The 12,759-nt window shown below is 69.4% G+C and carries 15 protein-coding genes and 1 pseudogene; 8 read left to right on the top strand and 8 right to left on the bottom strand.

The features are described from left to right. Positions 1-15: 15 nt before the first annotated feature. The 6 genes from MJQ72_RS17300 to MJQ72_RS17275 form a co-directional block, all read right to left on the bottom strand. A complete protein-coding gene (locus MJQ72_RS17300; RefSeq protein WP_240601352.1) occupies positions 16-618 on the bottom strand; it encodes a nucleotidyltransferase domain-containing protein in 603 nt (200 codons plus the stop codon). A 133-nt stretch (positions 619-751) separates the two neighbouring features. Beyond that, positions 752-1,351 (bottom strand): dihydrofolate reductase family protein, encoded by a 600-nt coding sequence (locus MJQ72_RS17295; RefSeq protein ID WP_240600228.1) that lies wholly within the window; start codon positions 1,349-1,351, stop codon positions 752-754. Positions 1,352-1,356: 5 nt separating this feature from the next. Continuing rightward, positions 1,357-2,157, bottom strand: a complete 801-nt coding sequence (locus MJQ72_RS17290) for a metalloregulator ArsR/SmtB family transcription factor (RefSeq protein WP_240600226.1) — start codon at positions 2,155-2,157, stop codon at positions 1,357-1,359. A gap of 33 nt (positions 2,158-2,190) precedes the next feature. Beyond that, positions 2,191-3,198, bottom strand: coding sequence for a methyltransferase (locus MJQ72_RS17285; protein WP_240600225.1), 1,008 nt, complete (start codon positions 3,196-3,198; stop codon positions 2,191-2,193). After that, complete coding sequence (locus tag MJQ72_RS17280) at positions 3,195-3,782, bottom strand: short chain dehydrogenase (RefSeq protein WP_240600223.1); 588 nt, start codon at positions 3,780-3,782, stop codon at positions 3,195-3,197. Before MJQ72_RS17280 ends, MJQ72_RS17285 begins: the two co-directional genes overlap by 4 nt. 14 nt (positions 3,783-3,796) lie before the next feature. Continuing rightward, on the bottom strand, positions 3,797-4,570 hold the full coding sequence (locus MJQ72_RS17275; protein ID WP_240600222.1) for an aminotransferase class IV family protein: 774 nt from the start codon (positions 4,568-4,570) through the stop codon (positions 3,797-3,799). A gap of 54 nt (positions 4,571-4,624) precedes the next feature. On the opposite strand from MJQ72_RS17275, the gene MJQ72_RS17270 reads away from it, so the two are divergent. Genes MJQ72_RS17270 through MJQ72_RS17250 form a run of 5 tightly spaced genes read left to right on the top strand, consistent with a single transcriptional unit; the run spans position 4,625 to position 9,788 of the window. After that, a complete protein-coding gene (locus MJQ72_RS17270; RefSeq protein ID WP_240600221.1) occupies positions 4,625-5,134 on the top strand; it encodes a DinB family protein in 510 nt (169 codons plus the stop codon). A gap of 8 nt (positions 5,135-5,142) precedes the next feature. After that, entirely contained in the window at positions 5,143-6,108 is a 966-nt protein-coding gene (locus MJQ72_RS17265; protein ID WP_240600218.1) for a LysR family transcriptional regulator, read from the top strand. 4 nt (positions 6,109-6,112) lie between these two features. Further along, a complete protein-coding gene (locus MJQ72_RS17260) occupies positions 6,113-8,443 on the top strand; it encodes a xanthine dehydrogenase family protein molybdopterin-binding subunit (protein ID WP_240600215.1) in 2,331 nt (776 codons plus the stop codon). Further along, positions 8,440-9,336 carry a xanthine dehydrogenase family protein subunit M gene (locus MJQ72_RS17255; protein WP_240600213.1) on the top strand — a complete coding sequence of 299 codons (897 nt, stop codon included), beginning with the start codon at positions 8,440-8,442 and terminating at the stop codon, positions 9,334-9,336. Before MJQ72_RS17260 ends, MJQ72_RS17255 begins: the two co-directional genes overlap by 4 nt. Further along, positions 9,333-9,788, top strand: a complete 456-nt coding sequence (locus MJQ72_RS17250; protein WP_038509022.1) for a (2Fe-2S)-binding protein — start codon at positions 9,333-9,335, stop codon at positions 9,786-9,788. The genes MJQ72_RS17255 and MJQ72_RS17250 overlap by 4 nt, the downstream gene beginning before the upstream one ends. A 4-nt stretch (positions 9,789-9,792) precedes the next feature. Here MJQ72_RS17250 and MJQ72_RS17245 read toward each other — a convergent pair whose 3' ends face one another. After that, the gene (locus tag MJQ72_RS17245; protein WP_240600210.1) at positions 9,793-10,095 is read right to left on the bottom strand and encodes a hypothetical protein; all 303 of its coding nucleotides are present in this window, start codon (positions 10,093-10,095) and stop codon (positions 9,793-9,795) included. A gap of 95 nt (positions 10,096-10,190) precedes the next feature. After that, positions 10,191-11,149, bottom strand: a pseudogene (locus tag MJQ72_RS17240) (glycoside hydrolase family 25 protein). Positions 11,150-11,278: 129 nt separating this feature from the next. Here MJQ72_RS17240 and MJQ72_RS17235 point away from each other — a divergent pair. The 3 genes from MJQ72_RS17235 (at position 11,279) to bcp (ending at position 12,708) form a co-directional block, all read left to right on the top strand. Continuing rightward, a complete protein-coding gene (locus MJQ72_RS17235) occupies positions 11,279-11,461 on the top strand; it encodes a hypothetical protein (RefSeq protein ID WP_007028251.1) in 183 nt (60 codons plus the stop codon). Between the two features lie 201 nt (positions 11,462-11,662). Further along, positions 11,663-12,208, top strand: coding sequence for a hypothetical protein (locus MJQ72_RS17230; protein WP_240600206.1), 546 nt, complete (start codon positions 11,663-11,665; stop codon positions 12,206-12,208). Positions 12,209-12,234: 26 nt separating this feature from the next. Beyond that, on the top strand, positions 12,235-12,708 hold the full coding sequence (bcp, locus tag MJQ72_RS17225; RefSeq protein WP_016336780.1) for a thioredoxin-dependent thiol peroxidase: 474 nt from the start codon (positions 12,235-12,237) through the stop codon (positions 12,706-12,708). Positions 12,709-12,759: the final 51 nt, after the last annotated feature.

The following is a 12,759-nucleotide window of genomic DNA, read 5'->3' as shown; positions in this document are numbered from 1 at the left end:
TTTCTGATTCGCACGTCAGCCGTTTCTCTTTCGCAGGCGACCGGTCAGCCATGCCCGGCTACCGGCCACGGTCAGCCCGTCTCGGGCCACATCACGCAGGACAGCCTCGTCGTACGCGCGGCCGGCGAGTTCGGCTTCGGTGAACTCCAGAGGCCGGGTGTCGTTACCGGTCCAGCGGGTCACCTCTGCCGCCAGTTCATCGACCTGCGTTTCCCAACGGTCGTCATCCGCGTCGTCGGGCCGGATCAGCAGCAGGTCCAGATCGCTGTCCTCCGTCATCTCCCCGCGTGCCACCGAGCCGAAGACCGCGGCGTACACCGGCGGGACCTGCCAAGACTCCAGCCGGTCCTCGATGCGTTCCAGGAGCGTCTTCTGCATCCGGGCGAGCCCGACGATGTACTCCGCCGCGAGATGGTCACGGTTGAGCCGATACGTGAAGGCGTTGCCGACTCTGTCGGACTCGACGACCCCCTGCTTCGTCAGGCGCCGCAGCACTTTGCGGATGCCCTCCTCTGAGTGCCGGACCAGCAGGCGATGCAGCTGCCCGGTCGTGAAGATGCCGTCGTGGCTGGCGAGGACGGCGAGCACATCGCCATCGAGCGTTGGGGTGACCGCCATCAACGGCCGACTCAAGTCCACTTGCCTGACTCCCAGACAACTATAGTACCGGAACACCAACTATAGTACATGAACCTGTCTTATAGTATGGGTTTGGCGAGGCTTGAGGTGCATGACCCACGAGACACAAAGATCAGCGCACCCGGTCGTAGACCAGCGCCATCTCCCCCAGCTCTCCGGCCTCCTGATAAGCCAGCCCCCACTTCGACGCGGGCAGGCCGTCGGCGAACAGCCGCTGTCCGCCGCCGGTGATCTCGGGGCAGATCATCAGGTACAGCCGGTCGATCAGGTCGTCCGCGAGCAGGGCCTTGATGACGCTGGCGCTGCTGTTGACCAGGATGTCGCCGTCACCGTTCGCCTTGAGGCCGGCGACGACCTCGGCGGCGGGGGCGTTCACGACGCGGGCGCGGTCCCATGGCGCTTCGGCGAGAGTCGTGGAGAAGACGACTTTTTCGGCGTCCGTGAGCCACTTCGCGTAGGCGCGGTCGCGGGGGTCGGCGTTCTCGTCGGCGGCGACGGTCGGCCAGAAGCCCAGGAAGCCCTCGGCGTTCAGCCTGCCGAGCACCGCGGTGGTCGCCGTTTCGTGGATGCGGGCGAGGTGGGCGCGGGCGACGTCGGTGGTGGCGTACGAGACGATCGCGCCCATGTCGCCGGGGCCGCCGGGGCCGCTGTAGTGGCCGTCGAGGGTGAGGCTGATGTTGGCGGTGACGCGGCGGCCGGTGTGGTTCGTCATGTCGTTCAGTCCTTTTCCTTGGTGAGCCGAGTCGCGAGGTTGTCGAGCACCTGGCCCCAGCCGGTTTCGATGCCGGCGATGAACGGGACGGCATCGACCGTGGTTTCGGTGATGCGCAGGTCGAGCCGGAGCCGGGTCCCGCCCGGCGCCTCGGTGAACTTCAGGTCGTAGTGACCGGTGAAGAAGGTGTCGCCCTCGGCGGTCAGCACCGAGAGGTCGAATTCGAGGTGTTCGGGTTCGGCAGCGGCGCGGACCTTCCCCGCGGACCGGTAGCGCCCTTCGGCGTCGCGGTAGTCGAGCACGGCCCGGCCACCGGCCCACGGCTCGATGACGCAGTCGGTGACGGTCATCGAGGGCGGCGCCCACCAGGACGCGAGCAGCGCGGGTTCGGTCCAGTGCCGCCAGACGTCGTCCCGTGGCGCGGCGAGCAGACGGTCGAACGAGAACGCCCGCCCGTCCGCCCACCGGTCTTCCTTCGCGGCCTCGGTGTCAGCGCCGATCGCGGCCTGATAGCGCGCGAGGACGTCTCGCTCGCCCGCGTTCGCCTCGATGGTCGTGATCAGCGTCCGCAGCCGTCCTTCGAGGTCCTTCAGCGGCCCCGCTTCGACCGCGTACACGCGACGCTGCCCGAGCGGGAACACCGTCACGAGCCCGGCGCGGGCGAGGGTCTGCAGGTGCTTGGTGGTCTGCGGTTGCCGCAGGCCGGTCAGCTCGGCGAGCTCACCGACGGACCGGGGCCGCTCGGCGAGAAGCTCGACGAGGCGCCACCTCGCCCCGTCTCCCAGTGCTGCTGCGATCTGCTCCATGCCGAGAAGTATTCACTTGGCAGAATATTCTTGTCAAGGAATATCTCCGCGATGGAACTCCAGCAGGCTGCGCTGCTCGGTCAGGGTGGTGACGGAGTCGAAGACCAGGCCGTGCGCGGCGGCGAGCTCGCGAAGCTCGTCGAGACGCCGCTCGCGACCGCCGTAGAGCACGAGCATCACCAGGTCCCACTCGGTCTGCGCCCCGAGACCGCCGACCGCCTCGATGACGAGGACCCGGCTTCCGGTGCCGGCCGCCTCGGCACACCGGGCCAGGATGCGATGGGCGTGCTCGTCGTCCCAGTCGTGGAGGATGTCGGACAGCAGGTAGGCGTCCGCCCCGGGCGGGAGCGGGTCGAAGAAGCTGCCCGCGCTCACCTCGACGCGGTCTCCGAGCCCCTGCTCGCGTAGTTCCCGCTCGGCGGCCGCCGCGGTCGGCGCGAGATCGACGAGATGGCCGCGCATCAAGGGGTTGGCCTTCAGGATCGCGGCGAGCAGGCTGCCGTGACCCCCGCCGACGTCGACGAGCGTGCCGAAGCGGGACCAGTCGAAGCCGCTGACGAACCGCGGCACCTGCGTCAGGTACCGCTGGGTCATCTGCCGGTCGAACGTCTCCCGAAGATGGGGATGCTCGGCGAGATCGGCCCAGAAGTCCTTGCCGTAGCGGCGAATGTAGCCCGCCTCGCCGGTGGCGATGCTGTGCGCGAGTTCGACGAAGGCCAGTTCGCCCCGCCCGCCGGCGGCGTTGATGTCCAGAAGCCCGGCGAGCCCGTTTCCCGCGTCGGGGCGGAGTTTCGCGCCGTACTCGGTGGTGCGGTAGCCGTCGGGCGCCCGTTCGAGGACGCCGAGGGTGGTCAGATGCCCCAGCAGCAGATCGAGCGCGAGCGGGGATTGGCCGAGGTCCGCCGCCAGATCGCCGGCGGTCGCGCCCTCGCCGGACAACCGGTCCGGCAGCCCCAATGTCACCGCGACACGCAGCGCCATCGGCGTCGCCAGCCCGGCCAGCCGGAGGAATTCCTGTCTGTCCTGGTCATGGGTGGTCACGGGGTCAACGTCCGTCCGGTGAGGTCCGCGTTCTCCACGCTCTCGACGTAGCTGCGCGCGACGTCGGCCGCCGGGGTGCCGCCTTCCGGTTCACCGAGCGCCGCGAGTGTTTCGCTCACCCAGCCGGGGCTGACGGCGTTGACGCGGAGGCCGCGCGGCAGTTCGCGGGCCGCCGCGGCGACGAACGCTTCGAGACCGGCGTTGGTCAGGACGCCGAAAGCGCTGCCGCGCAACGTTTCCGGGATCCGGCCCGCGGTCAGCGTGACCGAGCCGCCGTCCGGCAGATGCGGGACGGCGTGCCGCAGCAGGAACACCTGTCCGAGCAGTTTCCCTTGCAGGCCATGGGTGAACTCTTCGTCGCCGCCGGCGTCGACCGGGACCAGCGAACCGCTCCCCGCGCAGCACACGACGTGCTCGATACCCGGCTCGGCGGCGAAGAGCGCGTCGAGCGTGGCGGGTCGCTCGACGTCCACCGGGAACTCACCGGAGCGGGACGCGGCGAGCACGGTGTGCCCGCGCGCGGTGAGCGCGGCCGAGACCGCGGCCCCGATCGTCCCGGTGGCACCGACCACGAGGATCTTCATCGGCGTCTTTCCTTTCAAGGTCGCACAAGAGGTTCTGTTTCGTAAGCCCGGTGCAGCGCCTCGACGAACGACGGCGCTTCCGGCAACGGCGCCGGGCCGATGCGGTGCACCGCGATCCCCGGCGTCCACGAGTTCATGACCACCGCGCCCGCGAGCCCCGGCAGGCCGGCGAGCGTGACCTCCTGGACCCGTTGCGGCACACCGAGCGCCGCCAGCCGTCGCCGGACGATGCCCATCGTGGTTCCTCGCAGCAGGTCCGCGTCGGGCCACACCACCGTATCGCCGTCGAGGAAGGCGAGGTTCCAGATCGTCGCCTCGCTCAGCCTGCCGCGGCGATCGACGAACGCCGCGTCGTCGAATCCTTCGGCGACGGCCCGCCGCCGGAAGTAGGTCTTCGCCATCTCACCGGTGTGCTTGATGGCAGGCAGCACACGCTCGTGTCCGGCGGCCGTCAGCGTCATCGGTGCTCGCGGACCGGACACCGGGGGCCGCGTGCGCACCAGGGCTTCGAGATCACCCGGCAGGTGGATCGTCACCGTGAGGGAGACGTCGGCGGGTCCGGACTTCAGCGCCTCGCGCACGTACGAGCGGATCCGGTCGTCCGGCAGGGCGTCGCCGAACAGCTCCAGCGAAGCGGTCCGGAGCCGGTCGAGATGAAGGTCGAGACCACGGACCCGGCCGTCACGCACCTGCATGGCCGTGAAGTGGGCGAAGCCCGCGAAGGCGAGTGGCGCCAGGTCTTCGGCGGTCGCCGTCCGGCCGTTCCGCTGCGCGACAAAGGGACTCATGCCCGCACCGTAAACCGGTTGCGACCGCCGTGTCCCGAATGGAGGATCCGGCGAGTGTCCGTAGCGCGTTCAGAGCTGTCCCGCTGGCAGTTCGACCTGACCTGGTCGTTGTTCGAGTACCACCTCGCCGATCTGGAGCCGGGGGACTTCCTCTGGGAGCCCACGTCCCTCTGCTGGACGATCCGGCCGGACGGCACACCCGACTGGGCCGACACCGAACCCGATCCCGTCCCGGCCCCCACGATCGCCTGGCTCACCTGGCATATCGGCTGGTGGTGGAGCGTCGCACTGGACCACGCGAACGGGCGGACTCCGCGCGAGCGCACGGAGATCACCTGGCCCGGCACGGAAACCGCCGTCGCCTGGCTTCGCGGCCTTCGCGAGGAATGGCTGGCGGTGCTGGACAGGCTGACCGACGCCGACCTCGACGCGCCGTCCGCCTACCCGTTCGGTGAGGAGGCCGGGCTGACCTTCGCCCACACCGTCGCCTGGGTGAACGCCGAACTGATGAAGAACGTGTCGGAGATCGGGCAGCTCAGGATGCAGCGGCGCGCCGTGGTGTGATACCGGGAATGGAGCTGGATCTGGGCGCGGTACGCGCGTTCGTGGCGGTGGCCGAGGACCGGTACTTCAGCGAGGCCGCGATCCGGTTGGACCTGAGCCAGCAGGCGGTCTCCAAACGCGTCGCCAAACTCGAGTCCGATCTCGGCGTGCGGCTGCTGTCGCGAACGCGCGGAGGCGCCGAGCCGACCGAAGACGGCGAGGAGTTCCTCAAGCACGCCAGGGCGCTGATCAGCCTCGCGGACCAAGCCGTCGAGCGCCTTCAGGGCAGGCGACGTCCCCTGCGCGTCGACGTCCTCGGCACGCGGCTGGCGACCATGGAGGTCATCCGCGCGTTCCACGCCTGCCACGACGACGAACTGGAGCTGGTCACGCCCGGGCTGGGCGCGGCGCGCCGGTCCATGCTGCCCGAGTCCGTCGATGCCGCCTTCGCCCGCGTCAGCACCGTGCCGGATCCGGGGACCGGCCGCGCGCCCGCCTATCTGGAACCGGTGAATCTGCTGGTCGGGCGGCGGCATCCGCTCGCACGGCGGCGAAAGGTGGCGATGGCGGAGCTCGAAGGACTGACGGCCTGGATGCCCTACACCGCGCGGTCCGGCGAATGGGCGGGGTTCTGGGCGGAACTGTGCCCGGCGTTCGGCATCCTGGTCGACACCGACGGTCCGAACTTCGGGCTCGAACACCACATCGAGGTGATCGGCGCGTCGAAGGACCGCCTGGGCTTCGTGGGCTCGAAGATGCACGTGCCCTGGCGTCCGGACGTCGTCCAGATCCCGCTCGTCGACCCGACGCCGGTGTACCCGTTCTCGCTGCTGTGGCGGCACGAGAACCGGCATCCCACGCTGCGGCTGCTGATCGAGCACGTCCGCTCCGCCTACCGGCCCTTCGATCCGGAGCGGCAGTGGCTCCCGGTGTCCGATCGGGAGGCCATGACCCGTGTGCACGATGCGCGAGAGGCCCCCGGTACGGAAAAGTGAGGCCATGGGGCTGATCGGCGCGAGCGTGACCCGGCAGGAGGACGTCCGCCTGCTCACGGGGCGGGCGCAGTACATCGACGACGTCCGGCTGCCGGGGATGCTGGAGGCCGCCGTCCTCCGCAGCCCCCTGCCGCACGCGCGGATCCTGCGTATCGACACCACCGCTGCGCAAGCGCATCCCGGTGTGTTCGCCGTGATCACCGGCGAGGACGTGCGGGCGATCACGAAGACACCCCAGCCGGTGATCTGGTCGAACCTGCCGGACATGCGGACGCCCGAGACCCATGCCCTGGCCACCGGCAAGGTGCGCTACCACGGTCAAGGCATCGCGGCCGTCGCGGCGAAGGACCGCGCGACCGCCGAAGACGCGCTGGAACTGATCGAGGTCGAGTACGAGGAACTCCCGGCCGCCGGCACGCTCGAACAGGCGCTGGCGGACGACGCGCCGAAGCTCTACGAGGACTGGCCGGACAACATCGCCGGCACCGGCACCATCCCGATGGGTGACGTGGCCACCGCGTTCGCCGAGGCCGACGTCGTGCTCACCGAGTCGTTCCGGTTCGCCCGCCAGATGGGCACGCCGATCGAAACGCGGGGTGTGGTCGCGACCTGGGACCCGTTCACCGACCGGCTCGACGTCTGGCTCGCCACGCAGGCGCCCAACCTCGCGCGCGAACTGTTCGGCGAGGTCTTCGGGCTCTCGATGGACCGGATCCGCGTGCGCACGCCCGACGTCGGCGGCGGCTTCGGGAACAAATTCGACTTCTACGCCGAAGAAGTCGTCGCGGCGATCCTCTCGCGGCGCACCGGGAAACCGGTCAAGCTCATCGAGGACCGGGCGGAGAGCTTCGTCGCCAACGCGCACTCGCGCGAGCAGAAGATCGACGTCGAACTCGCGGCCAAGGACGACGGCACGATCACCGGCCTGCGCGCCACCGTGTACGGCGTGCTCGGCGGTGTGCTCGGGACCGTGGGCGCCAGCCCGTGCTGGACGACGACGGCGCTGCTGACCGGTCCGTACGCCATCCCGAACGTGGAGCTGACCCTCGTCGCCGTGATGACGAACCGGTCGCCGTACGGATCGTTCCGCGGTTACGGGCTGCCGAAGGCGAACTTCGTGCACGAGCACCTGGTGGAACAGCTGGCGAAACGTCTCGGCATGGACGCGCACACGGTGCGGCGCAAGAACTTCATCCCGCCGGAGGCGTTTCCGTACCAGGGCCCGGTGTTCGTCTACGACAGCGGCCGTTACGAGGACTGCCTGGATCTCTGCCTGAAGGCCGTCGAGGACGCGGGGTGGGCGGAGCGCCGCGGAAACGGCGTCGGGATCGGATACGCGTTCCACAACGAGCTGACCGGGTTCGGGCCGAGCCGGATCATCAACCTGGCAGGCTTGGGGCATTCCGGTTTCGACGAGGAGGTCGTGCGGGTCGACTCGACCGGCCACGTGACCGTCCACACCGGACTGTCCGCGATCGGGCAGGGCATCCACACCACACTGGCGCAGGTGGCCGCGCAGACGCTCGGCGTCCCGCTCGACCATGTCACCGTGCTCTCCGGGGACACCCAAAGCTGTCCGTACACCGGCTACGGCACGGCGGCGAGCCGCGGGGCGGCCGTCGGCGGCGCGGCCGTGCTGAACGCGTCGACCCGGCTGCGGGCGAAGATCCTGCGGGTGGCCGGGCACATCCTGGAGGCATCGCCCGACGATCTGTCCCTTGAGGACGGTGTCGTCACGGTGAACGGCGTACCCGGCAGGCAGGTCACCCTCGCCGCGATCGGCGACGCGGCGTACCGGCGGCTGAACGGCGTCTGGCCCGAGGACGAGACGCCGACGCTGGAGGAACGCGAGGTCTACGACCCGGTCAATGTCGCGACGTCGTTCGGCTGCACCGCCGTCCTCGCCGAAGTCGACAAGGAGACCGGCGTCGTGACGCTGCTGGACTACCTGATCGCGCACGACTGCGGCACCGTCATCAACCCGATGATCGTGGACGGGCAGCTGCACGGCGGCGCGGCGCAGGCGATCGGCGGGGCGCTGTACGAGGAATTGGTCTACGGCGCCGACGGGCGGATGGAGACCACGTCGTTCACCGGGTACCTGCTGCCGACCGCGACCGAGATCCCGCCGTTCTCCGTGTCGCATATGACGACTCCCGCCGAGCACGTTCCCGGCGGGTTCAAGGGGATGGGGGAAGCGGGCGTGATCGGCGGTGGCGCGGCGATCGCGCACGCCGTCGAGGACGCGCTGCGCGAACACGACGTGGACATCACCTCACTGCCGATCACGCCGCCACGGCTGCTGGCCGCGCTGAAGCGGGGAGCGGCCCGGTGAAGGCCGCGCCGTTCGAGTACTTGCGGGCTTCGTCGCTCGACGAGGCCATCGAGGCGCTGGGCACCCCGGACGCGCGGGTGCTGGCGGGCGGACAGAGTCTCGTGCCGTTGCTGAACCTGCGCCAGGCACGCCCCTCGCTGGTGGTCGACATCAACCGCCTCGACGAACTTTCCTTCCTGCGCAAGGAGAACGGACGGCTGGAGATCGGCGCCCTCACCCGGCACCGGACGATCGAGACGTCCGCCGTGGTCCGGTCCGAAGTCCCGCTGCTCGCCGACGCGCTCGGCCACGTCGGGCATGTGGCCATCCGGAACCGGGGCACGATCGGCGGCAGCCTCGCGCACGCCGATCCGGCCGCGGAACTGCCCGCGGTGATGGTCGCGCTCGACGCCGATTTCACCGTCCGCGGCTCCTCCGGGGAGCGGATCGTCGCGGCACGGGACTTCTTCCTCGGCCCGCATCGCACAGCGCTGGGCCGGGGCGAGCTGCTGACGCGGATTTCGGTGCCGCCGCATCGAGGCGGCTGGGCCGTCGAGGAACTGAGCAGGCGGAGTCGCGATCTCGCGCTGGTCGCCGTCTTCGCGACGGTGACCATGTCCGGCGGCGTCTGCGAATCCGCGCGGATCGCCGTCGCGGGCGCGGGTCCGGTACCGATCCGGGCCACCGCCGCCGAAGAGTCGCTCACCGGCGGCCCGATGACCGGCGACGCCATCGCTCACGCCGCGGACCTCGCCGCCGCGGCGACCGATCCGCCCGGCGACCTCCACGCTCCAGCCGATTACCGGCGCGAGATGGCCGCGGTGCTCACCCGGCGGGCGCTCGCGCGAGCCAAGTCGTGGTCGGCGCATGATCACGGTCACCCCGAGGAGAAGCAGGCGAAGGAGGGCGCATGATCACGGTCACCCTGACGGTGAACGGCCGGACCTACCGCGCCGACTGCGAACCACGGCGGACGCTGGCCGATTTCCTGCGCCACGACCTGGGTTTCACCGGGGTGCACGTCGGCTGCGAACACGGCGTCTGCGGCTCGTGCACGATCACCCTCGACGGGGCGAGCGCGCGTGCGTGCTGCCTGCTGGCGGTGCAGGTGGACGGCTCGGAGATCGTGACGGTCGAAGGGCTGGCGTCGGACGGCGAACTGCATCCGCTGCAGGAGTCGTTCCGGAAGCACCACGGGCTGCAATGCGGCTTCTGCACACCGGGGATGCTGGCGACGGCGACGGAGCTGCTGAAGGAGAACCCGGACCCGACGGACGCCGAGATCCGGCAGGCGATTTCGGGGAACCTGTGCCGGTGCACGGGATATCAGTTCATCGTGGACGCCGTCCGGGACGCGGCCCGGTGAGCGATCACCACTCGTCGTCGACGTGCCGCCTCAGCTCGCCGGCGGCCCGCCTCGGGAGGGAGAGGAGCACCCCCTCGAGCATTTCCCTCGCCTGCCAGGGACCGCCGCAACACTCCCAGACGCCGCAGCCTTCGCTGTCGACCCGAAGCCGCCGGTACGGATCCGCGATGAACTCTTGCCAGAGGCGGAGCGCGGTCCGGACCGCACCCGGCCCGAGATAGTTCCGGGAACGTTCGAGACGGGAGATCCCGGCGGCGAGCGCGGGCGAGAACTCCTGCCGGACCCGAGCGGGCGGCTTACGCGGCATCGGCCTTTCGGAAGCTCGTCATGCGTTCATCATGACATGAAGGGCCCCCTTCCTGTACCCAGGCGCAAGAAAGGGGGCCTTCATGTACTCCGGTCTCAGCCGACGATGTCGATCTCGAACTCCACGTTCGAGCTGTATTCGAAGTCGGCCCACACCGCGCCCGGCAGGTGGTACCGCCGGTGCGAGACCGTCTTCGGGTTGAATCCGGGCGTCTGCATGGGATTCCCGCCGACGCCGACCTTGTCGCTGCCCCAGGCGTAGATGTTCCCCTGCCATACGGGCGCGTCGGTGATGCCGTCCCCGTCGACCCGCGGGCGGACGATGATCGCGGCCGTCTCGCTGCCGGAGAGGAACAAGCGCACGGACGTGACGGACGGGCTGGCCGGAATGGTCCTGCGTTCCATGAGTTCTGTCGTCGCCTTCCGTTTCGGGGCGGCGCCGCCGCCGGTCAAGTGGGCGTTCGTGTAGGACTCGTTGAGGTCGACCGCGCTCGCGCGGATGCCGGGGATGTGACCGGCGTCCGAATACTGGTGGATGTCGTACCGGCCGGCGGCCGGATCGGGTTTCGCGCCGTAGCGCGCGATCCAGATGACGAGGTTCGACACGCCGAACTGGTCCGGGCGCAGCATCTTGGCGAGCGAGTTGTTCATGTAGATGCCAGGCCGGAAGCCGTGCCCCGCCACACGGTTGCAGAACCTGATCGAGAAGTCCCGCTTGCGCGCGTCGGGGATGTTCGGCGTCCCCGACCCCGGCGGGTTGTCCTCGAGGTCGAGCATCGGGACACATCCGGTCGCCCCTAGGCGCCGGACCTCCCCGATCAGCACGTCGGCCTGTGCCTCCGGCGAGGGACTCGCCTGGGCGTAGTGATAGCCCCCACCGGGATTCCGACGGATCTCGCGCCTGCCACCAACGCGTCGCCGGTGTTACGGCCGCCGTTCGGAAGACCGCCGCCGTCGCTGAGCTTGACGAAGACGAACGTCACGCCATGGTTCTTGACGGCCTGCCAATTGGTAACGGATTGAAAGCGACTGTAGATATCTATTCCCAGCGCCATCGTTACAGCCTGACGGGTGAACCAGTTGGACAAAAGAGCCTAGTGGGCGATAACTGGTCCGTCCGATTCGCCCTTTCGGGCGGCCCCTCCGTAGCTGACGCGATTCACCCATGCCCGTACTGTGACCACATGGCGTCTCGAAGCCCCTTTCGCTGGCTGACCCGCTGGGCGGACTGGTTCGAAGAGCGCGGCGTCTACGTCCCGGGCGAGGAGAGCCGGGCGGTCGATCCGATGCGCGATTTCGGCTGGCTGATCGTGGCCTGGGTGTCCGGTCTGGCGATCTTCATCCTGTTCTTCGCCTTCGCCGTCTGACCCGCCGCGGATGTGCCATCGCAGTGACGGCTGTCACTAGCCGTACCCTTCCGATCACGGATCGGCCACGGCTGTACACCAGGTGCGCCTCAACCCGGCCGTGCCGCTCCTCTCGGCTGCGGAAGACCGTCACCCTGGACTCTTCGGCACTAATACCTACCTCGAACGGCCCACCCGAACCTCCGACTGGAGTAACCGCACATGGCGCCCCCGCGCACCCCGAAGCTCCTCATCGCCGCCTGCTCGCTGATGCTGGCGGCCGCGTGCGGGGTTCCGGCACCGGAAAAGGGTGCCGCCGTGCTCGGCGCGGACGCCCCGGCGCAGGGCTTGGCCGCGACGCACGCGGAAGGCGACCTGGCGTTCGGCGCCCCGCACCGGTTCGCGACCGGCGTCACGATCTCCGTTTCCGCGCCGAAATCGTTCCGTCCCAGCGCGTCGGCGTATCCGCAGAGCCCGCGCGCGGTGGCCTTCGGCATCGAGGTGACGAACGCGGGCGACGGCACGTACCGGCTCTCCGGGCTGTCCGTGACCGGCGAGGTCGACGGGGAGAGCTCGGCGGTCAAACAGGTCGTCGACCCGGTGCAGGGGTACAACGGCGTCGCGGACGCCGGCAAGGACGTGGCGCCCGGCCGGTCGGTCCACCTGAGCCTGGCGTTCGCCGTTCCGGACAGGCCGGTGAGGCTGCGTCTGCAGGTGCGGCCGAGTCCGGCGGAGCCCGTCGCCGCGAAGTACTGCGGAAAGGTCTGACGCCACCGGTTCGCTACCGTGTGGTCATGACCGAGCAGCGACTTTCCCCCGGCGACAAAGCGCCCGACTTCACCCTCCCCGACAGCGAGGGCAACGACGTCAAGCTCAGCGACTTCCGCGGCAAGTCGGTCGTCGTGTACTTCTACCCGAACGCCGGCACGCCGGGCTGCACGAAGCAGGCATGCGACTTCCGGGACAGCCTCGCGCAGCTCAACGACGCCGGTTACCAGGTGCTCGGCATCTCGCCCGACAAGCCCGCGAAGCTGGCGAAGTTCGTCGAGGCGGAAGGCCTGACGTTCCCGCTGCTGTCCGACGAGGAGAAGACGGTCCTGAAGGCGTACAGCGCCTTCGGCGAGAAGAAGAACTACGGCAGGGTCTACGAAGGCGTCATCCGCTCGACGTTCGTCGTCGACCCCGAGGGCAAGATCGCGGTGGCGCAGTACAACGTGCGGGCCACGGGGCACGTCGCGAAGCTGCTGCGTGACCTCTCTCTGGCGTAAAGCCTCGTGAGTGGTAAGGACGGTTCTAACCGTCCTTACCACTCACGAGAC

This window comes from Amycolatopsis sp. EV170708-02-1, assembly GCF_022479115.1.
GTDB lineage: Bacteria > Actinomycetota > Actinomycetes > Mycobacteriales > Pseudonocardiaceae > Amycolatopsis.
This window is presented reverse-complemented; position numbering and strand designations above follow the sequence as displayed.

Bases quoted from the DNA above. Each gene is read 5' to 3' on its own strand.
- MJQ72_RS17300 (WP_240601352.1), bottom strand. From the start codon at position 618: ATGGCGGTCACCCCAACGCTCGATGGCGATGTGCTCGCCGTCCTCGCC.
- MJQ72_RS17295 (WP_240600228.1), bottom strand. From the start codon at position 1,351: ATGACGAACCACACCGGCCGCCGCGTCACCGCCAACATCAGCCTCACC.
- MJQ72_RS17290 (WP_240600226.1), bottom strand. From the start codon at position 2,157: ATGGAGCAGATCGCAGCAGCACTGGGAGACGGGGCGAGGTGGCGCCTC.
- MJQ72_RS17280 (WP_240600223.1), bottom strand. From the start codon at position 3,782: ATGAAGATCCTCGTGGTCGGTGCCACCGGGACGATCGGGGCCGCGGTC.
- MJQ72_RS17275 (WP_240600222.1), bottom strand. From the start codon at position 4,570: ATGAGTCCCTTTGTCGCGCAGCGGAACGGCCGGACGGCGACCGCCGAA.
- MJQ72_RS17265 (WP_240600218.1), top strand. From the start codon at position 5,143: ATGGAGCTGGATCTGGGCGCGGTACGCGCGTTCGTGGCGGTGGCCGAG.
- MJQ72_RS17260 (WP_240600215.1), top strand. From the start codon at position 6,113: ATGGGGCTGATCGGCGCGAGCGTGACCCGGCAGGAGGACGTCCGCCTG.
- MJQ72_RS17250 (WP_038509022.1), top strand. From the start codon at position 9,333: ATGATCACGGTCACCCTGACGGTGAACGGCCGGACCTACCGCGCCGAC.
- MJQ72_RS17245 (WP_240600210.1), bottom strand. From the start codon at position 10,095: ATGCCGCGTAAGCCGCCCGCTCGGGTCCGGCAGGAGTTCTCGCCCGCG.
- MJQ72_RS17235 (WP_007028251.1), top strand. From the start codon at position 11,279: ATGGCGTCTCGAAGCCCCTTTCGCTGGCTGACCCGCTGGGCGGACTGG.
- MJQ72_RS17230 (WP_240600206.1), top strand. From the start codon at position 11,663: ATGGCGCCCCCGCGCACCCCGAAGCTCCTCATCGCCGCCTGCTCGCTG.
- bcp (WP_016336780.1), top strand. From the start codon at position 12,235: ATGACCGAGCAGCGACTTTCCCCCGGCGACAAAGCGCCCGACTTCACC.